Raw genomic sequence first — 25,815 nt, 5'->3', positions numbered from 1 at the left:
GTAAGTGGCAGCAACGACATAGATATCTTAAGTCCTGATGTATTAAGTATCGTTGCCTGCCACCACCCATCATAGAAGAGCCTTATATTACAGAGATAACACCATGGCAAAACGCTTAGAAAATAGCTTTCAGTTTTTAGATGTACCTCGGCTTGAGCCGACCAAAAAAGACATCGCGACGCGCTCAACAGAGTTTGTCGAGATTTACAAACCGTTTGAGAATGAATCAGTGGCGCAGCAGTCGCATCGTTGTCTTGAGTGCGGCAACCCGTACTGCGAGTGGAAATGTCCAGTACACAACTACATCCCAAATTGGCTCAAACTGGCGACAGAAGGTCAAATATTTCAAGCAGCAGAATTGTGCCACCGTACCAATACCTTGCCTGAAGTATGCGGACGAGTTTGTCCACAAGACCGTCTGTGCGAAGGTGCTTGCACGTTGAACGACGGCTTTGGTGCAGTGACGATTGGTAACGTTGAAAAATATATCAACGACACTGCTTTTGCACTCGGTTGGCGTCCAGATATGTCTGAAGTGGTATGGACAGACAAAAAAGTCGCGGTTATCGGTGCAGGACCAGCAGGTCTTGGCTGCGCAGATATCTTGGTCAGAAATGGCGTAAAACCTGTCATCTTTGATAAACGTCCTGAAATCGGTGGCTTACTGACTTTTGGTATCCCTGAGTTCAAAATGGAAAAAGACGTCATGCGCAATCGCCGTGTGATTTTTGAAGACATGGGTATGGAATTCCGCCTAGAAACAGAGATTGGCACAGATGTCACTATCGATGAGTTATTGGCTGAATATGATGCAGTCTTTATGGGTATGGGTACGTACACCTATATGCGTGGCGGCTTTGCTGGTGAAGAGCTGACAGGCGTCTACGATGCGCTAGATTACTTAATCGCCAATGTGAACCGTTGTAATGACTGGGAAAAAGACGCCGAAGAGTATATCGACTTCAAAGGCAAGAGAGTAGTGGTATTAGGTGGCGGTGATACAGCGATGGACTGTAACCGTACCAGTATTCGTCAAGGTGCTGAGCAAGTGGTCTGTGCCTATCGCCGTGATGAAGAGAATATGCCTGGCTCACGCCGCGAAGTGGTCAATGCTCGTGAGGAAGGCGTTGAGTTTTTATTCAACCGTCAGCCTACTGAAATCATTGGCTTAAATGGCAAGGTCAATGGCGTAAAAGTAGTCACGACTCACTTGGGTGCACCGGACAACCGTGGTCGTCAGCGTCCTGAGCCGATTCCTAACTCTGAAGAGATCATCCCATGTGATGCGGTGATTATGGCATTTGGCTTTAGACCAAGTCCTGCTGATTGGTTTGAGTCTCAGCAAGTAGCGATGGACAGCTCTGGTCGCGTATTAGCCGCAGAAAAACAAACCTTTAAATTCCAGACCCAGAATCCTAAAATATTTGCCGGTGGCGATATGGTGCGTGGCTCCGACTTGGTCGTAACCGCTATTTGGGAAGGCCGCGAAGCTGCGGAAGGCATCCTCGACTATTTGGAAGTTTAGTCAGATTTATTCAAACTCAGCAATTTATAAGTAGCGTTTGAACATGAACGTCTTTTGTCTTTTGATAGGCAGAAGACGTTTTTTTTGATTAATGCTTTGTAAATAGAGAATCGACTGCTAGCATGTTTGTGAGTAACCTAGGTGATTTATCATTTATCTCGCTTATCAACTAAAACTCGCTTAACCACTAAAAAGAGTAGCCTTGCGTGAAACCAACCCTTTATCAGCATGTTACTGCGCCATTTATTGAGCCTTATGTCCGCTACCAACATGCAGATGTTTTGCATGCCATACGCTTAGGCACCGCTATAATACTGGCCCTATTGGTCAATAAAGTCACTAACTTCCCACATGGTGAATGGACGACCATTACGGTTTTTATCATCTTGGGATTATTACAGTATCAAGGCGCTATTTATACCAAAGCGAAAGAGCGCATACTGGGTACGCTATTTGGTATTGGCACTGCCTTTGGGGTGTTGTGGTTTAATCAAAACGCAGGTGCATGGCTATGGGTAGACTATGCGCTCATCGGTCTATTAAGCGGTATCATTGGTTATTTAGCGGTCAGAAAGCTTGGATATACAGGGCTACTGACGGGTATTACCATGTTGATGATTGTCTCTGATCTAGGTAACAATAGTATCGGTCAAGACGGCATCTACCGCGCTCTGAATATCTTGCTTGGTACTGGCGTTGCGGTAGCCGTGACGCTGATTTTACCGCTCAAATCGACCTTGATGTGGCGGTTTTTGTTGAGTAGTAACCTTGACGCTTGTAGTAGTCTCTACGCTGGCGTAGGTCATCATATTGATGCAACGGAGGGCGGAGTAGATGGGACAACAGATGACTCTGTGCAAAAGTTGAACCCAGTAGCCTTTTCTATTGAGGAAGTGCCCGTTGATAGAGCATTGGTCACAGCGCTACAGAAGATCAATAAACGCTTGCTGGCTGTGCGTCCACATATCGCTGCAACAGCGAGCGAATCAGGGATCGAAAAAGAAACGTTGGAGACTATTCAACGTACCCATCGTAATATCATCGGCACGATTGATTTATTATTAAGTGCCGCGCCGCGCTTGGCAAATATAGAAATCGATGAAGAAAACCATGTCTTATTGATACATTATCAGCATGAGTTGACCCAAGCCATGCACCATATGGCAGCGGTACTACGTAGTCCGAGCGATGAAGTATTTCGACCCATTACTCGTATTGCCGTCTCAGAGTACCCAAGCGTACAGCACTTGGCATTTGAGTGGCAGGGGTATTTTTGGTTGACACAAACCTTGCAGACTCAGTTGCAGCAGCTGAGTGACTTGTTGCAAACCACTAAGCCACACTGGTTTGCAGCATCTGGTCTGGGCTATCAGCGCCGTGAGCAGCGCAGGATAAAAGAGCATGGTGGTGAGACAGATTTGCATTTATAACACATAAAAAAACGCTGACCGTTTAAGATCAGCGTTTTTTATTTTTAAAAGTATGCTTTATTTTAAAGTACTAAATCAAAACTATTAACGACCAGTTTTTAGCTTATCCCAATACTGCTGATACACTTGCAATGCTTCATCACCGACATCTTCTTGAAATTCCGCTTTTGCCAGTACGTCTTTGGCAGGGTAAATCGTTGGATTGTTTTGGACGCTCTCATCCATCAGCTCACGTGCTGCTATATTTGGCGACGCATAGCCAATCTCTTCACTCACGATTTTTGCATTTTCAGGACGCAATAAGTAATCAATAAATTTGTGTGCTGCATCTACTTGTTTGGCATTCTTTGGAATGACAAAATTGTCCATCCATAAGATAGCGCCTTCGGTTGGATATTTATAAACCAAGCTGGTCAGACCTTCGTCATTGGCCATGACTGCCTCGCCATTCCATGTCATACCGAGCGATGTTTCACCTTCGATGTACGGCATACGTGTGGCATCAGAGTTAAAGGTTTTGACGTTTGGCATCAACGTGGTGAGCTTATCGTAAGCGGCTTTGATTTCGTCAGGATTTCTACTATTGCCTGAGTATCCAAGAGTCAGTAGTGCCATACCAAATACTTCACGCACATCATTGGTGAGCATCACTTGACCTTTATACTTAGGGTCCCATAGGTCATTCCAGCTATTGACGGTCTTAGGATCGACACTGTCACCATTAATCGCTAGACCGGTGCTGCCCCACATATAAGGAATAGAGTATTTGTTTTCAGGATCGACTTTAGTATTGGTAAATGAGGTATCGAGGTTTTTAAAGTTGCTCAATTTAGACTTATCTAACTCTTGCAGTAGTCCTTCTTTCGCCATTTTTTCGACATAATACGTCGATGGAATCGCTAAATCATATTGGCTAGAATCATCCAGCAGTTTGAGTTTGGCGTACATCGCTTCGTTAGAGTCAAAGGTGGTGTAATTGACCGAGATGCCAGTCTCTTCTTCGAAACCATCTAAAATCTCTTGCGGCATATATTCTGACCAGTTATACAGATTGAGCGTCTCATTGCTCGCCGCTGCGCTGCCATCCGCTGCATTGTCAGAGTTGCTACAGCTGGCTAGTGCCAAGCCAACAGCTGCCGCTAATAATGCTTTTGGCACTATGCGACCGATACGGGCCGAGGTATTAATGGTTGGATGGAACGATGATAAATGGGTCAAAATATCTCTCCTAAATAAAGATGATGCAAATCAAAAAAATTGATAAAAATGGCAAGACGATAAATGCCTAATGTCGCCAATAAAACTATTATGGTTATCGCTTTGCACAATTTAAAGGGCTATTCTCAAGACAGTACTTAGTAATACTAATAAAGGTAGCGAGTCGTGCCAATCAAATGAGTAGTAAAGCTAACTTAAAGGCAGCCAATGTTTGGTAGGGCTTTTAGAAAATCGCCAACAGTGAATCGAGAGAAGGCAGTATATAACCATGCTATGATTAACGCAGGCCAAAACGCGCTAAGCCCTTAATTCTCATAATACTAAATAACCATACCACAATAATAAAGGATGCAACATCATGACTCAAATTACCTCGACTCACAGCACCTCAGTGATTCCTGCACTGCTCACAGAAAAAGTCGCTATCGTTACGGGAGCCAGTCGTGGTCTTGGCGCACAGATTGCTCAGCAAATGGCAGCAGCAGGCGCAATCGTTTGTGTCAACTATCTCAATAGTGAAGAGGCAGCTAATAGAGTGGTTGCTGACATCATAGCGGCGGGTGGGCAAGCATTTGCATATCAAGCAGATGTCACCGAGCTTGAGCAAGTACAAGCAATGGCGGCTGAAGTCGTCAGCCGTCATGGTCATATCGATGTATTGGTCAATAACGCCTTGCCAAATTATCAGTTTAATCCCAGTGCCGAGTACACCAGCATCGAGACCGTCAAATGGTCGCATTTCTCGCAGCAGATGGATGGTATCGTCAAAGGAGCGGTCAATACAGTACAGGCCGTATTGCCACAGATGAAAGCGCAGCAGATGGGTAAAATCATCAATATCTCAACCAACCTTGTTTATAATCCAGTAGTCACCTATTACGACTATACCACTGCTAAATCAGCATTGATTGGGCTGACACGCAATCTCGCTGCGGAGCTAGGGCAGTATGGCATTCGCGTAAACTTGCTGGCAGGTGGTTTGCTTAAGACCACCGATGCAAGCAGTCTAACCACCGAAGAAGTATTCGATTATATCGCGACCACCACACCGCTGCGTCAAGCGACTTCAGTGGCTGACTTTGCCAATTCTGTATTGCTCATGGCATCAGATTTGAGTTCGGCTATTACTGGACAGTCGATCGCTGTCGATGGTGGTTTGACCATGCCTTAACAATGCCTTGATTGGCTAGTATCATTTGATTGAGTTTAGAAGAGGAATGAGATGAATAATCGTAAACGTACTGGGATTATTACGGCTGTGCTTGGTATCGTCGCTTTTATGGCACTGTTCAATACTGGCTCACCGACCGCTATCATCGATTGGCCAGTTGAGACATATATGGGTTTGGCGTTTACGATTAGTTGGTTGAGCAATGTGCCCAATTGGTTGGCTTATGTATTGGCGGCTGTGGTGTTTATTTTGATTATTGTCGGATTTTATAAGATTGGTAGTTGGGTTTATGGATTGATAGTAAGAAGATCAATTTCACCAACTTTTCCCGTTAAAATTGATCTTGCACCCACAGCTTATCGCCTATGAAAGGTTGTAGCGTGTAACAGTTATCGCACGCTACGGTCTATTTTTATAATGCTACATGCAGTCGATCAAGCACCGACTGAATACCGCGCTCTTCAATTGTACCAGTGACAAAGTCTGCACGCGCAATCAATTCTTGCTTTGCATCACCCATCGCTACCGCATAGCCAACCAAGTCAAACATCTCTAGGTCATTCATGCCATCACCAAATGCCATGCACTCGCTTGCATCTACCGCATAATATTTGCACACATCTTTGATACCTCGTGCTTTAGACGCATCGGCTGGGAGTATGTCTGCACCAATCTGATGCCAGTGCACCAGTTTTAAATCATACTGCGCAAAATCGACGTCTTGCATTTTTTCTTGTTGATTATTAAAAAATACCGAGCACTGATAGACAGTGTTTGACTTGTAATACTCAGGGTCAACGATAGAATTGGGTGTGACAGCATTGAACTCGCGCAAACGGTCATTTTCACCTGACCATGCGATATGGGTTGCCGAGTCAAACTTATGAATCAAATCACTCTGCTGGCACAGGCGCACTATTTTATCTGTTTGTTCAGCGGACAACGGATAGTGGCTAATTCGGCCGCTTTTATCAAAGCTATACTGTCCATTCATACAAATAATGGCATCTAAGACATCAGCTTCGAGCAAGGCTAAAATATCTGCTGGCAATATCGCTTTGGATCGACCTGTCGAAATCACCAGCTTAATATCAGCACCTGCAAGCTGCTCAAGGGTCGCTTTGTTGTGTTCGGCAATGATGCCATTGCGGCTCAAAGTATCATCGATGTCAAAAAAGATGATCTTAGGTGTCGAGATTTTAGTGGTCATACTTTCTTTGGCAATCTTATCTTCGATAAACATGATGATCCTATTATTTTTAGTCGTTTCAATACCAATGATTTAGATACTACTACAACACACCCAAAGAGATAAATAACTATCGAGTAACCTGTGATGCTGCAAATTTGGCTACTGATGCAGTATTTGCTTTGCTGGCGGTGCGATCGATTAATACTTATTCGAAGGATTAACAAAAATCCTAAACGATATGATTAACTTAACAGTGTTGATTTATTATAAGGTTATATTTAATTATTAAAATTAATTTATAAGATGAGATGGACTGTTTTCATTAGTGCATCAGCTACCTAAAGGAACAAGTATGAAATTCTTTACCTTAAAATCGGTTACTGCTTTGGCAACATTGGCACTATCTGCCAATGCTTTTGCGATGGATGTTAAGTTTAGTGATGCTGCTTGGGATGGTAAAAAAATACCTGAAGGGCAGCAGTGTTTGAACTATGATGGCAAAAGTCCAGCCACGCCAAACATGACCATCTCAAACATTCCGGCAGGCGCAGAGAGCTTGGTTTTCGTTTACAACGATGTGAGCAATAAACGTATGCAAAATGGTGGACATGGCATTGTGGAGTTTGCTCTACCAGAAGGTGCTACGAGCATAGAAGTACCACGAGTATTTGGTCATACTTATGAGGTGCCAGTAGGGATTGAGATGGTCGCAGAATACCGTAGCCGTAAAGGCGAGGTGGGTGGTGCATATAAACCGCCTTGCTCAGGTGGCAAAAACCATCTATATACGGTAGATGTGCAGGCATGGCAAGGCGATAGTGTCCTTGCTGAGACAACGGTTGAGATGGGTCGTTATTGATGCCTTGATTGTTTTTGATAGAGAATTGGCAGTCGTCTATGATGCGTTACGTTACTAGTTGGTTTCTATTTTGGGCTTAAATTGCAGTTGATAGGCAAATACAGATTAGACTTTTGAACGATTAGAATAATGCTATTACACTGATTTTGACAACTTTTGTAGTACTATTTTACGGTGATAGATGCTGCGTACTATCCCGTTAAAATTTTTATGCTATAACTCTAAAAATCATAATAGCTGATAAAAAATCGGTCAAAATCCAAAAATTTTATTGATTATATTTTATAATAAAGTGTATCTTAGTTTAGGTAAGCATTTTATAAATAAGGTTTCTTATGCATACAACGACAAGCCATACTCCAGAAAGCAAAAAAAGAAGTGGCGAGCATATTCTTATCAAAATGACATATATCGCCAAAAATGTCGACCTAGATTCGGGAATCGAGCTGACTCGTGCACTTGAGTATTGGCGCAGATATTTTGAAGAAAACGATATCGTTTCAGCTTTAGTTATTAGTGAAGGTTATTTCGTTCAAAGTTTTCAAGGGACAAGGCCTGCTATCAATACTGCTTTAGAGAAAATACTTGACGAGCACTCAGCCATTTTTCCTAATATTGTTAAGATAGAGGAAATAGAATCGCGTCAATGGAATGGGTTTTTAGTCAAACATCTTACGTCAAGCGCTGAAGATGAAGAGTATGCCCTAAAAAGCTTCTCAGCAGGTTCTGACTATAATCCCTATCTAATGACAAGTACTCAGATTGAAAGCTTCTTGACAGCAGTTTTTGAAGATGCTGACTCTAAAAAGTCTTAAATAAGTTCTCTATTCTAATTGTCGTAAAAAAGCCGTCTATATCTATGTATAGGCGGCTTTTTTTGTCATGGGCGCGTGGAATGGACTTTCTTAAAATATGATTGACTTACGATATAAAATGTAGCTATTTACAAGATCTCGCTAGGCTGAAAGTCCAATCTACGCTTGTTATATAGAAGTAAGTCAATTTATACATTTGGAAAGTCTATAGGGATTTGCTGCGAACCCTTAATATGCTCTAAGACTTCTATTATTTTATAAGAGGTCTTAAGCTTATCGTTTTCCATATATTGTTCTTTCTCTAGCCTGACTTTCAAAATATCACCATCTGAAAAAGAAATATCTCGTTTAGCGACTTTATCAATAAAAATTGAGTCAATAATATTAGCTTTTATATCTTCATCACCGTTTGTGAAAGTCCACTTATTGTTCAGATTAAAGCTTATTGATTTAATTTGGAGATAAGTTATATTTTCATCAAGTAATAGGCTTTCAGTAAGCCTTGGAGGAAAGAATCTTGAAACCTCATCTTTTTTAACTTGGATCAATAACTCTCCATTTTTAAGAATCTCAAAAGTATCGATGCCCTCTTTTTCGAGTGGTTTAACAGTCTTAAATAAGTTCTCTCTAACTTCAAATTTATTATATACGATAAAAACATTTTGATTGACTATGGTAGTTTCATTATCGAAGTAAAGCTTTACTTTATCACCATCAAGATACTCAATTTTTTCTGGACGTTTATGACCATATTTCCTAACTAAGTTATATAGAGCAAATAGTCCTCCTGCACCTATAATTGTTATTAAATTGGCTGCAGCTGTAGTATATTTACCTGAGAAAAAATCAATAATTTGAGTAGGAAAATTGGCGATGGCTTGTGTTACTAACTCAATCTCTATCGAACCTTGCTTAACATTTCCTTTTATCTTTAAACTTGCTTTGTATTCACCTTCTGTACTAGCTTTAACTAATTCTTCTATTATTTTTTGCATACCTAATAGAGCCGGAGCTAATAAGGCTACGTCCATTTCATGTTCGCGAATGGCTTCGCCATCGTATTTGACTGTGAAGTTTACACTAGGCATATCATCATCACTCGACACTATTACTACTCCGGTTCACAAAATTCCCAATAAATGATTAAATGCTATATATACATAATTATATACAACTATTCATTAACAACTCTAAAATTAATGAAGGATTAGGAAAAATTTAAACTTATAAATTTCAAAGCTATTCTATTATCACCCAACCTCAACACTCGTTACATTCTGAAAGCCTCTCGGCAATTGACCACCGCGATTGCCGCGAACACCCGTATAGTTAGCCAAGTCATTCGGCTTGAGTGTCACATGGCGTTTGCCAGCAGTAATAATAAGGCTGTCTTGCTGATTCAGTGGCGTGATAGTAAGCACCTCTTCGCCATCTTTTAACTTGATAAGTTTATTGCCTTTGCCGCGCGCCTGTTCAGGTAAATCATCGAGGCCAAATATCAGTAAATATCCTGCATTGGTTGCAACGGCAACATGATCAGGAGTCACGCGTATATTACTATTTTCACCTTCGGCATTAACGGCCGTCTCTACTGGTGCATCAATACGTGCAACAGGGAGCAATCGGCTATCAGTGGCTAGGTTAATGACATTTTTCCCTGCCTTTTGATTGCTATCGAGATTACCGATGGTATTGATAAAACCATAACCTGCGGAGCTGGCAAGGATGATGCGTTGATCGTCAGCACCCGTTAGTAGCTGCTCAAAGCTGGCACCTGCTGGTGGTTTTAACACACTGGTCAGTGGATCGCCTTGACCACGAGCCGAGGCAAGACTATGTGCATCGATACTGTAGCTGCGTCCAGTGCTGTCGAGCACGTAAATCCTTTCATTAGATTTACCGCGGACGTGCGCTTGATAGCTGTCACCTGAACGGTAACTCATGCCAGCGGCATCGACGTCATGACCCTTAGCAGCACGAATCCAGCCTGCTTTTGATAGGATGGCGGTGACAGGCTCGCTCGGTACGAGATCAGACTCTTTTAGTGCTTGCGCTTCTTCGCGTTCTGCTAATGGTGACACACGTTCGTTGCCGTGTTCTTTCATATCAGCAGTGAGCTCATCAATCATCAGATTGGTCAGGCTATCTGGATTGTCCAAATATTCTTGAATAATCGCGCGTTCGGCAGCCAGCTCATCTTGCTCACGACGTAGCTCAATCTCTTCTAACTTCGCCAGCTGACGCAGACGAATATCCAAGATAGCATTTGCTTGAATATCAGTTAGATCGTAGTCCTGCATCAATGTTGCTTTTGGATCGTCTTCTTCCCGAATGATGCGAATCACTTCATCAATATTAAGATAAGCAATCAGCAAACCTGCCAAAATATGTAAGCGTTTATCGATTTTATCAAGACGATATTGCAAGCGGCGTGTGACCACTGAGCGGCGACAGACTAGCCATTCTTCTAGGATTTCTTTTAGGTTTTTGACCTGCGGTTTACCATTTAAGCCAATCATATTCATGTTGACGCGATAATTGCTTTCTAGATCCGTACTGGCAAACAAATGGCTCATGACGCGATCGACATCGACCCGTGTTGATTTTAGCTCAAGCACGATACGGCAGGCATTTTCGTGATCTGACTCATCATGAATATCAGTAATCCACGGCAGCTTTTTGTCGGTCATGAGCTTAGCAATTTGCTCTTGGATTTTGTTGCCTGAAACTTGGTAGGGTAGCGCATCGATGATGACGAGGTTTTTCTCTTTAGGATCAACATGGAACGTCGCACGCATTTTATAGCTGCCACGACCAGTCTCGTACATCGCTTGTAAGTCTTTTTTACTGGTAATGATTTCAGCTGGCGTTGGCAGATCAGGTGCTGGTATCGATTGGGTAAGTTGCTTAACTGACAGTTCTGGGTTTTTTAATAGGCGAATCGCTGCACGAACTACTTCATTGAGGTTATGTGGTGGAATATCTGTTGCCATACCGACCGCGATGCCTGTCGTACCGTTTAATAGGATATTAGGCAGGCGGGCAGGTAGGGTAGTTGGCTCTTGCATCGTGCCATCGAAGTTATCCTGCCAATCGACCGTGCCTTGCCCTAACTCTGCAAGCAACGTATTAGCATAAGCGGACATTTTGGCTTCGGTATAACGCATCGCCGCAAATGATTTTGGATCATCAGGGCTACCCCAGTTACCTTGACCGGTAATCAGCGTATAACGATAACTAAATGGCTGCGCCATCAGTACCATGGCTTCATAACAGGCACTGTCGCCATGCGGGTGATATTTACCCAAGACGTCACCGACGGTACGTGCAGACTTTTTGGCTTTAGCAGTCGATTTTAGGCCTAGCTCGCTCATGGCGTAGACGATGCGGCGCTGTACTGGCTTTAGGCCATCAGCGATGTTTGGCAGCGCCCGATCCATGATGACGTACATGGCATAGTTGAGATAGGCTTGCTCGGTGAACTCTGCGACTGAGCGAGTATCCATCGGTTCATTGGGTATGATTGGGGCAATTGTATTATCAATAACATCAGACATAAAATAGGATTCACTTATCAGTTTTAATAGGTATAGATAATTGGTGCAAGCGTGCAAATAGGATAGTGCTATCGTAAAGGAAATTGGCAGAATTAAAAAGGCATAAGTCAGAATAGACGACAGGTCGTGACGCGCTTATATTTTGCTTTTATAGAGCCTTCTTATCATGTTCTGATACATAGCTTTTATGGATTAAGTTGAGTATAGTAAATCTAATATTTGTTTTCTATATTATTAATAAGTGCCCTAATATTCGAGCGTGTTTATCTTATCTCACTCATTTATCATTGGCGTAATGTGTCGATACGAACACGCTGCCATTGACCTATCTATAATAAGGAATATCTGCTATGTCATCTGACCATTTGTCAAAAATGCTTACACCTGCCGTTATTGAAAACAGAACCAAACACATAGGCAAAAATTTTACTAAAAATGCACTGTTAATTAGTGTTGTAGCCAGTCTAGGATTGACAGCCTGTAGTCCCTCACAAATGAGTAAATCTGTGCCAGCCGAGACAAGCAGCACCGTGGAACAAGATACAGCGGTGATGTCAGAATCTGTCATGGCGTCACCCATTGCCATAAACTTGGCCAGCGGACAACAGATGATGATACGTTCTGCCCCCCAGACAAGTGTCATACGTCCGTCACCGAGCATCATAGTCACACCAGAGACGAAAGACAACTATCAAAAAAACGAGGCGAATCCTGTACATCGGACTACGGACATGGCGGTATCGACCTTATCTATCGATACGGATACGGGCAGCTACGCCAATGTGCGCCGCTACTTAAATGAAGGACAGTTGCCACCCGTCGATGCTGTACGAGTAGAGGAGATGATTAATTATTTTAACTATCAATTTGATGATGGCAAACGCCTTGGCAACGCACCATTTGTTGTATCAACGGAAGTGGTTGATTCGCCGTGGGATAGAGCAGATCAAGGCAATAAAATTGTCAAGGTTGGTATCAAAGCCGTTGATAGTAGCTGGTCACAGAAAACTGATAAGCAGTCCATGCCACCTGCCAATCTCGTATTCTTAGTAGATGTCTCAGGCTCGATGTCGTCGCGCGATAAGCTGCCATTGGCGCAATCGTCGCTTAAACTATTGACGGAACAAATGCGCGCTCAAGATAGCATCAGTATCGTCACGTATTCAGGCAGTACCAGTGTGGCGTTGCCTGCGACCAGTGGTGACCAAAAAGCGAAAATACTGGCTGCGATTGAAAGCTTAAGCGCGGCAGGCTCAACCAATGGAGAAGATGCACTCAAACTGGCCTACAGACAAGCTGAGCAGGCACTAAAAAAGAACGGCATCAATCGAATTATGATGTTAACGGATGGCGATTTTAATGTCGGTATCAGTGATGTCGATGAGATGTTGGATTTGGTCAAAGCCAATCGCGATCGTGGTATCTCTTTGTCTACGGTTGGCTTTGGGCGTGGCAATCTCAATGACCATATGATGGAGCAGATGGCGGACAACGGCAATGGTAATTATAGCTATATCGACAGCTTAACTGAGGCTAAGAAAGTCTTTGGTGATGAGTTAGCCGCGACATTCAACACCGTTGCCAAGGATGTAAAAGTCCAAGTTGAGTTCAATCCTGATGTGGTAAGTGAGTGGCGTTTGATCGGTTATGAAAACCGAGTATTGGCTGAAGAAGACTTTAATAATGACAAAGTTGATGCAGGCGAGCTAGGTGCAGGTAAAGCAGTCATTGCTTTATTTGAAGTGACACCCAAAGGGCAAAAAGGTCTTTATAGCGACCGACGTTATGGAGAAAGCAGTGCTAAAGAGATAAATGCCAATACCAAAAAAGGTCAAAAAAATAATGAGCTTGCTTATCTAAAAATTCGTTATAAGGCGCCTACAGGCGGTAGCTCTAAACTGATTAGTCAACCGATTGACAACACCAGTCATGCTTTGAATAAAGCCAATATTGACACCCAATTTGCCGTGGCAGTAGCGGGCTTTGGTCAACGTTTAACCCAAAGTGAGTATATTAATAATTGGCAATACAGTGATAGCACAAAGCTTGCAAAAAGCAGTATCGCAGATAAACCAAGCAGTGATAAAGATGGCACGCGCCGTAACTTTGTGACGTTGACCGAGCTTGGTAGTGCGCTTGACGGCAAGCGCTAATGAAACGCATATCAGACGATAGCAACTGATATAAACGGATAATTGTTTAGTAGTGAAAACTGGTAGATATGGCTATTATTTTATAGATAGGCTATTGATATAAATAGTAATATACTACGTCAAGGTGCTTTACGAACTCAGGTAGCAATCTTTTGTATTGAGTAGTTTGTACAAAGTGTGTATGTTAAAGAACAAAGGGCTATTTGCTGCTACATTGTTTACTCATCACCATACGTCGACGTCGTCAGCCTTGCCACCCTGAAGAGGGTTCGCTTGCGCTCCGATGTATCGTATGTTTATCACTCTGTGATTGGTATGGGTGGACGATAATGCATTATTATTACTAGGAGAGATAAGATTATGGAAAATCAAGGTAACCTCATTCGTCGTAATGACAAGGTATGGGTCAAAACTTACGAAAAACTTGGTATTCAGTACAATATTGACATGCCAGCTGCCAACACCTCTTTAATTGACGTACTTGAGCAGAACTTCATCAATCACGCAGGCAAAACTGCGTTCGTATGTATGGATGTTAAGCTCTCTTACGAAGATTTAGACTGCTATAGCAAACAAATTGCTGCCTATCTACAGTCACTTGGGCTAAAAAAAGGCGATAAAGTCGCGGTCATGATGCCAAACATTTTGCAGTTACCCGTTTCTGTATTGGGTGTACTTCGCGCTGGCATGACCTTGGTCAACGTTAATCCGCTTTATACCACCAAGGAGCTTGAGCATCAGTTAGAAGATTCTGATACCAAAGCTTTGATTCTTTTAGAGAACTTTGCCAAAACCTATGAAGATATTGGCAAGGACTTGGTTGATCATGTGGTCGTAGCGTCCATGGGTGATTTGATGAGCCCATTAAAGGGTCTGATCGTTAATACCGTTGTGCGTCATGTCAAAAAAATGGTGCCTGATTATCATATTAGAGGCAGCGTTAAGTTCAAAAAAGCACTACATCGCTTCCCAGCCAAAAGCTATAAACGCCCTAACAATATCGGTCTCGACGACGTCGCGGTACTTCAGTACACGGGTGGTACTACGGGCGTGGCAAAGGGTGCGATGCTGACCCATGGCAACTTGGTGGCCAACCTGATTCAAAGCGATACGTATCTAGGTGATGCTTTTGATAAGTTTGATGGTAGTAATGAGCAGCCAGTCATTATGACCGCTCTGCCGCTATATCATATTTTCTCATTTACCGTATGTGGTATGTTTGGCCTATACCGTGGTTGTATCGGTTTGCTCGTGCCAAACCCACGCGATGGCGCCAGCTTGATCAAAGCTTACAAAGACTATCCACCAGCATTTTTCCCTGCGGTTAATACCCTGTTTAATGCCCTCGCCAACAGCGAAGTTTTCCAAGCGTTAGATCATAGCAAGCTTGAGATGTCTATGGGCGGCGGTATGGCAGTATTGAAAGACACGGCCGAAAAATGGCAGAAGATTACTGGTAATGTAATTGTACAAGGCTATGGTTTGTCAGAGACTTCTCCTGTTGCCTCAGCAAATCCGCATGGTACAGGGGAGTTCTCCGGTAACATCGGTTTACCGATGCCTATGACTGATATGGCCATCTTGGATGAAGAAGGCAATGAAGTGGCCCTTGGTGAGCGTGGCGAGATTTGTGTTCGCGGCCCGCAGGTCATGAAAGGTTATTGGAAGCGTGAAGATGCGACGGCGGAAGTCATGACTTCAGACGGTTATTTCCGTACTGGTGATATCGGTGTGATGGATGAAGAAGGTTACTTTAAGATTGTCGATCGCAAAAAAGACATGATCTTGGTGTCTGGCTTTAACGTCTATCCAAACGAAGTTGAAGACGCCATGTCAACGCATCCAAAGATTTTGGAATGTGGTGTTATCGGTATTGATGATGAGAAGAGCGGTGAAGTACCGAAGATTTACGTGGTACGTAGTGACAACAGCCTGACAGCCGAAGAAGTCATCGCTTATGGTAAAGAAAACCTAACTGGTTACAAACGTCCTCGCCATGTTGAGTTTATTGATGAGTTGCCAAAATCTAACGTTGGTAAAATCCTACGTAAAGATTTACGAGTGCTTGAAGAAAAAAACCACGGTTAGATAATTAATAGTCAATGCTAGACAGTTTGTTATCAGCCGCCTTTTATTGGAGCTGATAACGACTATTGTGGTATAAAATTTCGTGATGACCAAAAATGATAAGGCCGGTTTTATACTGCCTTATCATTTTTGTTTGTTTCTACCAGTGTGTTTTGCCAGTATTCATAGAGAATGTTTAGGGCGTGTCTTCAATTCACTTGATAGTCATTTAAATGGGCTAAATATATAGTCAATGAAAAGTAACATCGATACATCACGCACTGCTGATATCAATTTGTTTTGCTTGCTGTGCCTGTGCAGACAGAGGCTACAAAAAATTAATATCAGCACTATCGTCGTGTTTTTGGGGTATTTTGACTATAGCTAAACCTTACCAAAAATCGTCAAATAGCTGGTTAATATCCCGATATCATTTGCGCTACTTTCCTTGTTTGACGGCAATTTATCTCATTTTTATCACCATTTTTAAAATGAAGACACGCCTTAGCAGAACTGCTATAGTGCCTGCCGATATATTTTCTTATTTAGCGATAGAATTGTATGAGTTTGGCGCTATAGAGCTGGCATGATTATCGTCGTAAAAACGTATTAGCGGTTTAACTTTTTAGCCTAGTTTGTAGTAGGCTTAGTGATGAGTGTCAGGATTGTTCATTTATTAGAATGCATAAACAATCCTGACGTTCAGGATATTTTCATCAGATTATTCTATCTTTTTAACGGTAATATTTAGGGGAAGTTATGACGGACAATATCAATAAAGAGACAACAAACGACAGCGGGGCTAAAGATGCTCAGTCAACAATTGAGACCAACACCTTTCCTACGATGCCGACGATAGCTAGTGACCGTCCTTGGCTGAATGCTTACGAGCGCTACAATATCGATGCGACTATCGATATGCCAGATGACAGTACCTCTTTACTTGAAGTGTTCGAACGCAACTTTAGCCGGTATGGACAAAAACCTGCCTATATCTGTATGGGCGCCTCTATTAGCTTTAAGCAATTAGACCTATACAGTCGCCAGATAGCCAGTTACTTACAGTCGTTAGGACTGGTCAAAGGCGACAAAGTGGGGGCGATGATGCCCAATATTTTGCAATATCCTATTGTGATGTTAGGCATCATTCGGGCAGGTATGGTGTTGGTCAATGTCAACCCGTTGTATACCAGCCGCGAATTGTCGCACCAGTTGCATGACAGCGGTGCCAAAGCATTGTTTATCGTCGAAAACTTTGCCAAGACTTACGAAGAGGCAGAAGACAAAGGTCAGGTCAAGCACGTCATTGTCTGTAAGCTCGGTGATATGCTCGGCACGGTGAAAGGAACCGTGGTCAACCTCGTCGCTCGCCATGTCAAAAAAATGATTCCGTCTTATAGTTTGCCAGAGAGCACCAGCTTTAAGCATGCGCTAAATGCGGTCTCAGCTAGCGAGTATAAGCGCCCTGACATGAATCTAAGCGATGTGGCGTTGTTACAATATACTGGCGGCACGACCGGTGTTGCTAAAGGCGCGATGTTGTCTCATGGCAACTTAATAGCCAATATGCTACAGATTAGTGCGCTCATGGACAGTGCTTTTGAAGATGATATCGAAGCTACTGATGTTCTTTTGACGGCGCTACCGCTATACCATGTGTTCTCATTTATGGTTTGTGGGATGTATAGCATGTACCAAGGTTGTGCTGGTTTACTTATTCCAAATCCACGTGATCTTGACGGCTTGATCAAGGAGATGGGTAAATACAAACCTGCTTTTATCCCTGCGGTAAATACCTTGTTTAATGGTTTGGTACATAAAGACAGCTTTGCCGACCTAGATTTCTCTAACTTGAAAGCCTCGATTGGCGGTGGTATGTCGGTATTGCCAAGTGTGGCAAAAGAGTGGCATAAAATCACTGGTTTACCTATCGTCGAAGGTTATGGTTTGTCTGAGACATCCCCTGTGGTTGCTTTTAACCCAATGACCATCGCTGAATTTACGGGTAAAATTGGTATTCCTGCTTCTAGCACCGATGTGATACTGATTGATGATGATGAAAATGAAGTCGCCTTAGGCGATCGTGGTGAAATCTGTGTCAAAGGTCCTCAGGTGATGATTGGTTATCAAAATCGTCCAGAAGAAACCGCCGAGAGCTTTACTGTCAACGGTTATCTAAAAACGGGTGACATCGGTATCATGGACGAAAAAGGCTTTATAAAAATTGTTGATCGCAAAAAAGATATGATTTTGGTCTCTGGCTTTAATGTCTATCCAAACGAAATCGAAGAAGCCATGAGCGAGCATCCAGGTGTGGTAGAGTGTGGTGCCATTGGTATTCCGAACGATGACCGTGGCGAAGAACCAAAAATCTTTGTGGTCAAAAAAGGCAATGTGACTGAGCAGGAGCTGCTTGATTTTGGCAAAAAGCAGTTGACTGGTTACAAACGTCCGCGTCACGTGCAGTTCGTTGACGAATTACCAAAATCAAACGTGGGTAAAATCCTCCGTAAAGAATTGCGTAAGATGGAAGGTTTAGAATAAAGCAAGCGCCATATTTAATGGCAACAGCGGCGTAATAGCTTGAGTGAATCTTGCTATTGCGCCGTCGCCACGTTAGGATGTCGTAATATTTAGGTCTGCTAAGGCATCCAGTTATCCTTTATTTCGGAGTGTCAGTATGTTGGAATCCAAGTGTTTCGGAACTCAAGTGTTTCGCTAAATAAATACTGGCTACTACCCAAATAATGACAGACCCCTTATCTTATGACATTGCTTTTAAAACATCGTACTAGGAATTTTTATGCGTATTGACAATCGTGAGCTTGACCAACTTCGCTCGATCAGCTTTGAGCGCCACTATACTAAGCATGCTGAAGGGTCTGTATTAGTCAGCTTTGGCGATACCAAAGTACTCTGCACAGCCAGTGTTGAATCAGGCGTACCGCGTTGGCTCAAAGGTAAGGGTAAGGGCTGGATCACGGCAGAATACGGTATGTTGCCACGAGCGACCAATACCCGTAATCAACGCGAAGCGGCACGTGGTAAACAGTCAGGTCGCACACAAGAAATTCAACGTCTCATCGGTCGTAGCTTGCGTGCCATGATTGACTTGAGCAAGCTGGGCGAAAACACCATTTATCTTGATTGTGATGTGTTGCAAGCAGATGGTGGTACTCGTACCGCTAGTGTGACTGGCGCAGCTATCGCGCTCATTGATGCGTTAGAAAGCATCCAAAAAGCCAAAAAATTGAAAGCGGACCCATTGATTGGTTTGGTCGCTGCGGTTTCTGTTGGTATGAAAGATGGCAAAGCGTATCTAGATTTGAACTACGAAGAAGACGCCAGCTGTGATACGGACTTGAATGTGGTGATGACTCAGAAAGGTGAGTTCATTGAACTACAAGGTACGGCAGAAGAAAAGCCATTCACCCGTGCGCAAGCAGACGATATGTTGGTACTGGCAGAAAAAGGCATTGCAGAGCTTATTGCGATGCAAAAAATAGCGTTAGGCTGGTAATCTACTGTTAATGTCTAAGATGATTAAATATTTTTTTGATGCTATCGTTAATCTTTGATAGTTAAGTGTCTTTTGACAGATAGTTGTTTCCCAAAACACATGATTGTCTTTTAAAAGATAATTGTCTCTCAAAAAACAGTGGTTCTGCAACAGGTAGTAACGCATGCTCAAGCTGACTGATGATGGTGCCAAAATTACTCTGCAGGCTCAACCGCAAACGGCTGATAATGGTCTGTTTTGGTTTGGGTCAGCATTGCTTATTGGTGCAGTTGCAGTGGCCATGGCCATGAGTCTACTCTCTGAGCGCTTGGCTATTGGTGCGCTTGCTTTGCTTATTATCGGTAGTTTTATTTTTAATAAGCAACGCCAACAACGCAAAAAGGCCATGAGTGGCGTTATTAATAGCGGCATCTTATGGGTGCGAGCTGGCGAGCTGGTGCATGACAATAATGGTAAGCGTGAGCACATCCATTTGACCGATAGTGATGACGTCAAGCTTATCGGCGAACAGCTACAAATTTGCGATAGTGACAATGCACATAAGTATCATATTAGCGGCTTTGAGACTGTCCAAGAGGCAACCGCTGCTAAAGCTATCTTGCAAGGTCAAGCGCTGACAAAGCGCCATGTCAATATTAAGATGAGCAGCGATTAGCGTCTTTACTAGGGCGTGTCCTCATTTTAAAAATGAGGACACGCCCTAGCCTTATAATTGTGAGCTTATACTTTTCTAAAAATTTCTATCCCACTCCCGTATTATTCGTACTTACATTTTTATCGCTTGTCTAAACCCTTTTTCTCTACTACCACTAGTCTGTCTTTTTATACCTTTTATCGTCAATGAAAAAGGAATAATGCTTGCAGATGCACGCTTAAATAGTTTATAAATAGGATTGGAAATCCAACCCCTATTATTGTTAATGCTATCATTGCGATGCTATTGACAAGGAGCTAGTCATGTCGCGTTTGCCAGTGTCTATGTCGTCGGTCACAACGTCATGTAGTATGTCGTGCAGTCTATTGCTACTCACTGTCGGTGTGGTAGGTCAAGCCCATGCAGATAGTATGAGCGCGCTTATTGCGCAAAAGTCCGTCCAGCCTGAGTACAGTGCCCGTTATACACCAACGCATGCTGCGGTACCTGCTGCCAAAGTGAGTACACGCTCTACGATTCAACGTGCTGGCAGCTATCGATCAAGCCCTGTCAATGTTCGACCAACTAGTACTCCCTCTTATTCAACCACTAGTTATTCTAACAACAACCCTTACGCGAATCCGCCAGCTGTCAATACTTCTTATCGTTATCCTGACGTACAACGTCAAGCACCTAGCGCGCTACCAGCATTTTTATCCGGTAATTATGACAACGTCGATAGTGAGTATTTACCGTTGCTCAGTAATGCTGAGACCCAAAGCAATATGGCAGCGCGTGAGGTGGTGAGTACAGCGCGCAAAATGGCACTGAACGAGCGATCGATTATTCAAGGCGGCTGTTGGGATTATCTGGATGCGGTATTTAAACGGGCAGGGGTGACGCGTGATACGGTGCATAGAGGGACTTATGGTCAAGGTCCGTACGCCAATAGTGGCGAGATTGAAGTCGGGGATTGGCTCTACTATATTAATCATGGCTACAATGGTGTTGAGCATAGTGGACTGTTCGTCGGTTGGGTCGATGAACGTGCAAAGCAAGCCTTGATACTGAGCTATGCAGGCGAAAACCGCCGTGAGCCTGCGCGCTACCGTGTGTATGATTTAAGCAATGTCTATCAAATCATGCGCCCTAGTGTTTAAGCTCTACTGTTTGACAGTAAGTCATAAAATACGATTGGCTATGTCAAATGCCTTTGGTATATTAGGATAATAAAAAAGCGTCCGTTACTTATTAAAGTAGCGGACGCTTTTTATTTTTAGGCCGTTAGTTCTAGAAATTAGTGATTAGCAATTTGACTAGATTTTAGAATGGTTTTACCACCACTAAAATTACGATAATGACCAAAGCAAATACTGGCACTTCATTAAACCAGCGCCAAAACTTGTGTGATTTATAGTGAGGATTATCCATCAGTTTTTTACGATAAAATCCGCATGCCCCATGATAGCCAGATAGTAGTACGACCAGCAAGAGCTTAACGTGTAACCAACCTTGAGTTTTATACACATCCCAGCCTAGACCTAACATCCATAGACCAAATACCCATGTCGCTATCATCGATGGTGTCATAATACCGCGATAGAGCTTGCGCTCCATAATGGTAAAGCGCTCTTGGCTAATGCTATCATCGCTCATCGCGTGATAAACGAACAGGCGTGGCAAATAGAAAATCGCCGCAAACCAGCACACCATAGAAATAATGTGTGCTGCTTTAATCCAGTTAAAATAGTCTGCCATCTAGGTTTCTCTTACTCAGCTTTGATTGTCTACTGCTAGTTGGTTATACGGTAAAGTGGAATGTGTTCATCAGGCCTTAATCAGCCATCACGACTTGTGTTTGATGACCGTTCATCGCATCCATCACAGGCAATACTCTAGGCGCTCTTGGTGCGGCAAACTGCTTTGTTAGACCAAGCTCACGCATGAGTCTGTCATCGCCTGATTGACTGGCGTTACCAGTGGTCAGAAGTTTGTCACCATAAAAGAATGAATTGGCACCTGCCATAAAGGCCAGTGCTTGCTCAGAGTCAGATAGGCTTTCGCGACCAGCCGACAGGCGCACATAGCTGGTTGGGCAGCAAATACGCGCCACGGCAATCGTACGAATCCACTCAAGTACAGGCAGCTGACCTTCTGCTAATACCTTATCGCCAATCGGGGTGCCTTTAATGGGCACTAATAGATTGACTGGAATCGACTCTGGCGCTTTGGGCATTTTTAGCAGCTCGTGTACCCAGTCGATGCGATCGTCACGGCTTTCACCCATACCAACGATATTGCCGCTACAGACATTGATACCTGAGTTGCGCACGTTATTGATAGTATCTAAGCGCTCGTCATAGCTGCGCGTGCTGACAACTTGCTCATAGTAGCGGCGCGAGGTATCCAAATTATGATTGTAATAATCCAATCCTGCATCCGCCAATTGCGTTGCTTGATTGGTATCAAGCATACCAAGCGTCATACAGGTCTCAAGACCTAACGCTTTTACTTCTTTGACCAGTTCAACCACATAGGGCATGTCTTTGGCGCTAGGATGTTTCCACGCTGCACCCATACAGAAGCGTGACGAGCCACTGGCTTTGGCACGTTTGGCTGCGGCAATGACCTTATCGACTTCTATGCGTTTCTCTGCTTGCAGGTTGGTGGTATCGCGATGATGACCTGATTGCGAGCAATAGCCACAGTCTTCTGGGCAGTTACCTGTTTTAATAGACAGCAAGGTGCTGATTTGCACTTCATTCGCTTTAAAATGTTGACGGTGGATAGTTTGTGCTTGTAATAATAAATCCATCAAAGGCAAATCAAAGAGCTGAGAAATTTGTTCACGGCTGTGTTTGCTGGTCACATTTTGGTCTGTTTTAATCGCGTCTGTGGCTAGCATCGCCAACAACTCATTGGTTGTATTGGCTTGATTGTTAAGTGTGTCAGTTTGGCTGTCGGCGTTAGGTTCTGAGATACTAAGCAGTCCTGCCATAATATAAGTCCTTTTATAACGGTATTAAAAATATGGATATTTGCGTCTTTTATTGTTTTAAAGTATTTAATGGTTCTAAAACAATAAAAAAGGCTGCGATATAGTATACCGCAACCTTTTTAGAAAGTCAGAACGCGACTAGATAGTATTTAGAATGGCTACAATTAAGCACATTAGAAACATCTTAGAGGCACATCAATAGTCATCGTTGGCTATTCAGTTATCTAACTTTTTATGTCTGACTATTTACCCAATTTATGCTTAGCAACACCAACCCAATGCTCAGCAAATTTCTGTGCTTTATAGGCATAAGGTTTGGCTTTATCAAGATAAGGCTTACACTCTTCTGGAATGGCTGGCACGATGTGTTTGGCAAGCTTGTTGAACCACATCATTAGACTGTAATCACCCTCGATGCTCAGGTTACCTTCTTGTACTGCTGTCATAAAAGCAGGCAGACTGCCTTGGGTCAAAAGCTTAACGCCAGTCATAGAGTCTTTGAAATTGATGGTTAGGTCCGCTTCTTTTGCATGACCGCTGTGTTGGCTAAACTGTCCATTATCAAAGCTAAAAGAACGGGCAATATCAGATTCAGTACTGGCAAATTCAATCGTGACTTTGCGATCAGCAAATAGTGCTTTGACGTCTTCATTGTCGCTATCAGCTAGCATAGACAGGCGATAACCGACCACGGCCAATAATGCATCTAATGGGTCAGATTTGATATCTAATACAGGAATAGTAAACATAGTAGAACTCCTAAAGGGTGGGGCATAACAATAAAGCGTACTTTATACCAGTTTTTATGATAAATATATAATTAGATTATAAACTATTGAGTGGTATCAATTCTTTAGGAGTTAAGTAGAGCGTGTTAAGTATCTTGTAACATTGGTCGTTTAAGGTTGACCGATTGCTTGGCATCTGTGTTTTTGATTATCTACCTTCTGATTAATGGTTTTCTGTTTAGCCGTCTAATGAAAACGCGGCTGATAATCGTCGTCGTAGACAGGTGTGTGCTCGACATAGCGAGCCGCTTCCAACTCGCGCTGCTGACTGACCGACTGACTCACATCATCGTAGCGTAATGCCCGATACAGCACCCAGACCGCCAAAGGTAGCCAGCTTATTCCCATAGCGATGACGTAGCTGTGCCATTCTGAAAGCTCTGATAGTGTAGGGCGACCTGACAAAATATTTTGGATAACTTCGACACTCAACCAGTAGACCATACCGCCAAACAGATATAGCAAGAGCCAACGATGCGATGAGAGAGCAAGTGCCACGACCACACCTGCTAGCACCCCATAACCAAGCCATGCCGCGCTGCTCCACGCATCAACACCGATAAAAGAAAAAATAGTCAGTAACATCATTCATCTCGCTATTCATAAGGTGAATTCCAATGAGGCTATTATGAAAGGTTATTGAACAAAGCTGAAGAGGGTGTAGGCGACTTTGCGACAACCGTTGACGTTTGGTTTTTTGAATGATTTTGACCATTTAGCGTAGGGAGTTGCTAGAAAAAGCGCCGCAAGAATGGGCACTTTTTATTGGTAATGAAGGGAAGGTTTTGTTAATTCTAGATGAGATTGATACAGGCTTGAGGCAGGGCTAAGCTCGATTGGTACGGTTGCCCCACCAAGACAATAGTGAGACTAAAATAGCACCGAGTAGCATAAGTCCGACTGTGCTTAACCAGTGCGCGCCAGTAGGATATTGCCATGGCATGACATTGGTGATCGCCTCGCTATTTAGAGAACCTAAGGCGTCGACTTTCCACGGCCAGACTTTAACCAAAGATCCGGCGATAAAGCCTGTGAGCAAGGCTAATGTAGCTTGATAATAGCGAGACAATAACCATTTAAGCGCACGAGTAAATAATAACAATCCCGTTGCCATACCCGCCATAACAGTAAAAATGACGGTGAAATTATGAGTATGGACAGCCTCCAATACCGTATCGTATGCCCCCATCAACAGTAAGATAAACGATCCTGAAATACCCGGTAAAATCATCGCACAAATAGCAATGGCTCCGGCAAAAAATAGATAAGGTAAGCTTGGAGTGGTGGTCAGTAAAGGCAAGCTACTGATAGTAACAGCTGTTACTATTCCAATGATAAACAGTACTGCTCGCCCTATATTCCAGCGCTTAATTTCGCTTAATAAAATAAATACGGTTGCGACGACCAGCCCAAAAAAGAATGACCAAATCAGTAATGGCTCATTGTCCAGTAGATGCTTAATCATACCAGCCAAGGTCAAAAAACTGGTGGCAATACCGAGTAGCAGACATAACAAAAAAGTGGCATCCACTTGTCGCCAAACCGCAACTAAACCTTTGATGCCACCTTCTTGGCGGAATATCTGCCACAGATGGGGGCCAATGCTACTAAGTGCATTAATCAGGCGCTCGTAAATACCTGCAATTAGTGCAATGGTGCCACCAGAGACACCAGGTACGATATCAGCGGCGCCCATGGCCATACCTTTGAAATAGACGCCTAATAGCTGTTTTGGACTGTCAGTAGTAGTCACACTGGTATCTAATGGTTGCGGCACTGACGACTCGCTTGGTTTGGGTGATTGGGGTGCCGTCATGGACAGTCCTTGAGTGATTTAAGATGAGCGTTGAAGGTGAGTGCCAATACTTAGATTAAAGTCATGAGTTAG

21 protein-coding genes are annotated in these 25,815 nt (G+C 43.2%); 12 read left to right on the top strand and 9 right to left on the bottom strand.

The genetic code is table 11. The features are described 5' to 3' along the window. Window positions 1–103 precede the first annotated feature (103 nt). Together IE130_RS10885 and IE130_RS10880 are read left to right on the top strand one after the other, a co-directional pair. Complete coding sequence (locus IE130_RS10885; RefSeq protein ID WP_189585753.1) at window positions 104–1,525, top strand: glutamate synthase small subunit GltD family protein; 1,422 nt, start codon at window positions 104–106, stop codon at window positions 1,523–1,525. Between the two features lie 206 nt (window positions 1,526–1,731). Further along, on the top strand, window positions 1,732–2,955 hold the full coding sequence (locus tag IE130_RS10880; RefSeq protein ID WP_189585750.1) for an FUSC family protein: 1,224 nt from the start codon (window positions 1,732–1,734) through the stop codon (window positions 2,953–2,955). Between the two features lie 84 nt (window positions 2,956–3,039). Here the strand turns inward: IE130_RS10880 and IE130_RS10875 are convergent, their stop codons facing one another. Beyond that, window positions 3,040–4,173: an ABC transporter substrate-binding protein gene (locus IE130_RS10875; RefSeq protein ID WP_189585748.1), complete on the bottom strand. Its 1,134-nt coding sequence runs from the start codon at window positions 4,171–4,173 to the stop codon at window positions 3,040–3,042. A 358-nt stretch (window positions 4,174–4,531) separates the two neighbouring features. On the opposite strand from IE130_RS10875, the gene IE130_RS10870 reads away from it, so the two are divergent. Together IE130_RS10870 and IE130_RS10865 are read left to right on the top strand one after the other, a co-directional pair. Beyond that, window positions 4,532–5,344: a 3-oxoacyl-ACP reductase gene (locus IE130_RS10870; RefSeq protein ID WP_189585745.1), complete on the top strand. Its 813-nt coding sequence runs from the start codon at window positions 4,532–4,534 to the stop codon at window positions 5,342–5,344. A 51-nt stretch (window positions 5,345–5,395) separates the two neighbouring features. Next, window positions 5,396–5,713: a hypothetical protein gene (locus IE130_RS10865; RefSeq protein ID WP_189585742.1), complete on the top strand. Its 318-nt coding sequence runs from the start codon at window positions 5,396–5,398 to the stop codon at window positions 5,711–5,713. Window positions 5,714–5,756: 43 nt separating this feature from the next. Here the strand turns inward: IE130_RS10865 and IE130_RS10860 are convergent, their stop codons facing one another. Next, window positions 5,757–6,587, bottom strand: coding sequence for an HAD family hydrolase (locus IE130_RS10860; protein WP_189585739.1), 831 nt, complete (start codon window positions 6,585–6,587; stop codon window positions 5,757–5,759). Window positions 6,588–6,888: 301 nt separating this feature from the next. Here IE130_RS10860 and IE130_RS10855 point away from each other — a divergent pair, with 301 nt between their 5' ends. Then, window positions 6,889–7,395, top strand: a complete 507-nt coding sequence (locus IE130_RS10855) for a hypothetical protein (RefSeq protein ID WP_189585736.1) — start codon at window positions 6,889–6,891, stop codon at window positions 7,393–7,395. 335 nt (window positions 7,396–7,730) lie between these two features. Beyond that, entirely contained in the window at window positions 7,731–8,210 is a 480-nt protein-coding gene (locus tag IE130_RS10850; protein WP_189585734.1) for a BLUF domain-containing protein, read from the top strand. Between the two features lie 188 nt (window positions 8,211–8,398). Here the strand turns inward: IE130_RS10850 and IE130_RS10845 are convergent, their stop codons facing one another. Together IE130_RS10845 and parC are read right to left on the bottom strand one after the other, a co-directional pair. Then, complete coding sequence (locus IE130_RS10845) at window positions 8,399–9,298, bottom strand: LAPAL motif-containing putative phage structural protein (protein WP_189585731.1); 900 nt, start codon at window positions 9,296–9,298, stop codon at window positions 8,399–8,401. A 162-nt stretch (window positions 9,299–9,460) separates the two neighbouring features. After that, complete coding sequence (parC, locus tag IE130_RS10840) at window positions 9,461–11,767, bottom strand: DNA topoisomerase IV subunit A (RefSeq protein ID WP_189585728.1); 2,307 nt, start codon at window positions 11,765–11,767, stop codon at window positions 9,461–9,463. A 350-nt stretch (window positions 11,768–12,117) separates the two neighbouring features. Here parC and IE130_RS10835 point away from each other — a divergent pair, with 350 nt between their 5' ends. The 6 genes from IE130_RS10835 to IE130_RS10810 all read left to right on the top strand — a co-directional run bounded on the left by IE130_RS10835 (window position 12,118) and on the right by IE130_RS10810 (window position 21,301). Next, window positions 12,118–13,920, top strand: coding sequence for a vWA domain-containing protein (locus IE130_RS10835; protein ID WP_189585726.1), 1,803 nt, complete (start codon window positions 12,118–12,120; stop codon window positions 13,918–13,920). Between the two features lie 360 nt (window positions 13,921–14,280). After that, the gene (locus IE130_RS10830) at window positions 14,281–16,008 is read left to right on the top strand and encodes an AMP-binding protein (RefSeq protein ID WP_189585723.1); all 1,728 of its coding nucleotides are present in this window, start codon (window positions 14,281–14,283) and stop codon (window positions 16,006–16,008) included. Between the two features lie 738 nt (window positions 16,009–16,746). Next, on the top strand, window positions 16,747–18,531 hold the full coding sequence (locus tag IE130_RS10825) for an AMP-binding protein (RefSeq protein WP_189585720.1): 1,785 nt from the start codon (window positions 16,747–16,749) through the stop codon (window positions 18,529–18,531). A gap of 259 nt (window positions 18,532–18,790) precedes the next feature. Next, on the top strand, window positions 18,791–19,507 hold the full coding sequence (gene rph / locus IE130_RS10820) for a ribonuclease PH (protein ID WP_189585717.1): 717 nt from the start codon (window positions 18,791–18,793) through the stop codon (window positions 19,505–19,507). A gap of 163 nt (window positions 19,508–19,670) precedes the next feature. Beyond that, a complete protein-coding gene (locus IE130_RS10815) occupies window positions 19,671–20,162 on the top strand; it encodes a hypothetical protein (RefSeq protein ID WP_189585714.1) in 492 nt (163 codons plus the stop codon). A gap of 302 nt (window positions 20,163–20,464) precedes the next feature. Further along, complete coding sequence (locus tag IE130_RS10810; protein WP_189585711.1) at window positions 20,465–21,301, top strand: hypothetical protein; 837 nt, start codon at window positions 20,465–20,467, stop codon at window positions 21,299–21,301. 163 nt (window positions 21,302–21,464) lie between these two features. Here IE130_RS10810 and hemJ read toward each other — a convergent pair whose 3' ends face one another. The 5 genes from hemJ to IE130_RS10785 form a co-directional block, all read right to left on the bottom strand. Then, complete coding sequence (gene hemJ / locus IE130_RS10805; protein WP_010201681.1) at window positions 21,465–21,899, bottom strand: protoporphyrinogen oxidase HemJ; 435 nt, start codon at window positions 21,897–21,899, stop codon at window positions 21,465–21,467. Between the two features lie 76 nt (window positions 21,900–21,975). Next, window positions 21,976–23,046, bottom strand: a complete 1,071-nt coding sequence (bioB, locus tag IE130_RS10800; protein ID WP_189585824.1) for a biotin synthase BioB — start codon at window positions 23,044–23,046, stop codon at window positions 21,976–21,978. 335 nt (window positions 23,047–23,381) lie between these two features. Continuing rightward, on the bottom strand, window positions 23,382–23,888 hold the full coding sequence (locus IE130_RS10795; protein WP_189585708.1) for an SCP2 sterol-binding domain-containing protein: 507 nt from the start codon (window positions 23,886–23,888) through the stop codon (window positions 23,382–23,384). A gap of 225 nt (window positions 23,889–24,113) precedes the next feature. Then, window positions 24,114–24,515 (bottom strand): AciT family ciprofloxacin tolerance protein, encoded by a 402-nt coding sequence (gene aciT, locus IE130_RS10790; protein WP_227676203.1) that lies wholly within the window; start codon window positions 24,513–24,515, stop codon window positions 24,114–24,116. Between the two features lie 238 nt (window positions 24,516–24,753). Next, window positions 24,754–25,743, bottom strand: coding sequence for a DUF368 domain-containing protein (locus IE130_RS10785; protein WP_189585705.1), 990 nt, complete (start codon window positions 25,741–25,743; stop codon window positions 24,754–24,756). Window positions 25,744–25,815: the final 72 nt, after the last annotated feature.

It is taken from the genome of Psychrobacter glaciei (assembly GCF_014652895.1).
Lineage (GTDB): Bacteria > Pseudomonadota > Gammaproteobacteria > Pseudomonadales > Moraxellaceae > Psychrobacter > Psychrobacter glaciei.
The sequence above is the reverse complement of the archived record's forward strand: the minus strand, read 5'-3'. Positions and strand labels throughout refer to the sequence as shown.

What these genes read in the sequence shown, in the direction of transcription:
- IE130_RS10885 (WP_189585753.1), top strand. Translation starts at nt 104, where the DNA reads ATGGCAAAACGCTTAGAAAATAGCTTTCAGTTTTTAGATGTACCTCGG.
- IE130_RS10870 (WP_189585745.1), top strand. Translation starts at nt 4,532, where the DNA reads ATGACTCAAATTACCTCGACTCACAGCACCTCAGTGATTCCTGCACTG.
- IE130_RS10865 (WP_189585742.1), top strand. Translation starts at nt 5,396, where the DNA reads ATGAATAATCGTAAACGTACTGGGATTATTACGGCTGTGCTTGGTATC.
- IE130_RS10860 (WP_189585739.1), bottom strand. Translation starts at nt 6,587, where the DNA reads ATGTTTATCGAAGATAAGATTGCCAAAGAAAGTATGACCACTAAAATC.
- IE130_RS10855 (WP_189585736.1), top strand. Translation starts at nt 6,889, where the DNA reads ATGAAATTCTTTACCTTAAAATCGGTTACTGCTTTGGCAACATTGGCA.
- IE130_RS10850 (WP_189585734.1), top strand. Translation starts at nt 7,731, where the DNA reads ATGCATACAACGACAAGCCATACTCCAGAAAGCAAAAAAAGAAGTGGC.
- IE130_RS10845 (WP_189585731.1), bottom strand. Translation starts at nt 9,298, where the DNA reads ATGCCTAGTGTAAACTTCACAGTCAAATACGATGGCGAAGCCATTCGC.
- parC (WP_189585728.1), bottom strand. Translation starts at nt 11,767, where the DNA reads ATGTCTGATGTTATTGATAATACAATTGCCCCAATCATACCCAATGAA.
- IE130_RS10835 (WP_189585726.1), top strand. Translation starts at nt 12,118, where the DNA reads ATGTCATCTGACCATTTGTCAAAAATGCTTACACCTGCCGTTATTGAA.
- IE130_RS10830 (WP_189585723.1), top strand. Translation starts at nt 14,281, where the DNA reads ATGGAAAATCAAGGTAACCTCATTCGTCGTAATGACAAGGTATGGGTC.
- IE130_RS10825 (WP_189585720.1), top strand. Translation starts at nt 16,747, where the DNA reads ATGACGGACAATATCAATAAAGAGACAACAAACGACAGCGGGGCTAAA.
- rph (WP_189585717.1), top strand. Translation starts at nt 18,791, where the DNA reads ATGCGTATTGACAATCGTGAGCTTGACCAACTTCGCTCGATCAGCTTT.
- IE130_RS10815 (WP_189585714.1), top strand. Translation starts at nt 19,671, where the DNA reads ATGCTCAAGCTGACTGATGATGGTGCCAAAATTACTCTGCAGGCTCAA.
- IE130_RS10810 (WP_189585711.1), top strand. Translation starts at nt 20,465, where the DNA reads ATGTCGCGTTTGCCAGTGTCTATGTCGTCGGTCACAACGTCATGTAGT.
- hemJ (WP_010201681.1), bottom strand. Translation starts at nt 21,899, where the DNA reads ATGGCAGACTATTTTAACTGGATTAAAGCAGCACACATTATTTCTATG.
- bioB (WP_189585824.1), bottom strand. Translation starts at nt 23,046, where the DNA reads ATGCTAGCCACAGACGCGATTAAAACAGACCAAAATGTGACCAGCAAA.
- IE130_RS10795 (WP_189585708.1), bottom strand. Translation starts at nt 23,888, where the DNA reads ATGTTTACTATTCCTGTATTAGATATCAAATCTGACCCATTAGATGCA.
- aciT (WP_227676203.1), bottom strand. Translation starts at nt 24,515, where the DNA reads ATGATGTTACTGACTATTTTTTCTTTTATCGGTGTTGATGCGTGGAGC.
- IE130_RS10785 (WP_189585705.1), bottom strand. Translation starts at nt 25,743, where the DNA reads ATGACGGCACCCCAATCACCCAAACCAAGCGAGTCGTCAGTGCCGCAA.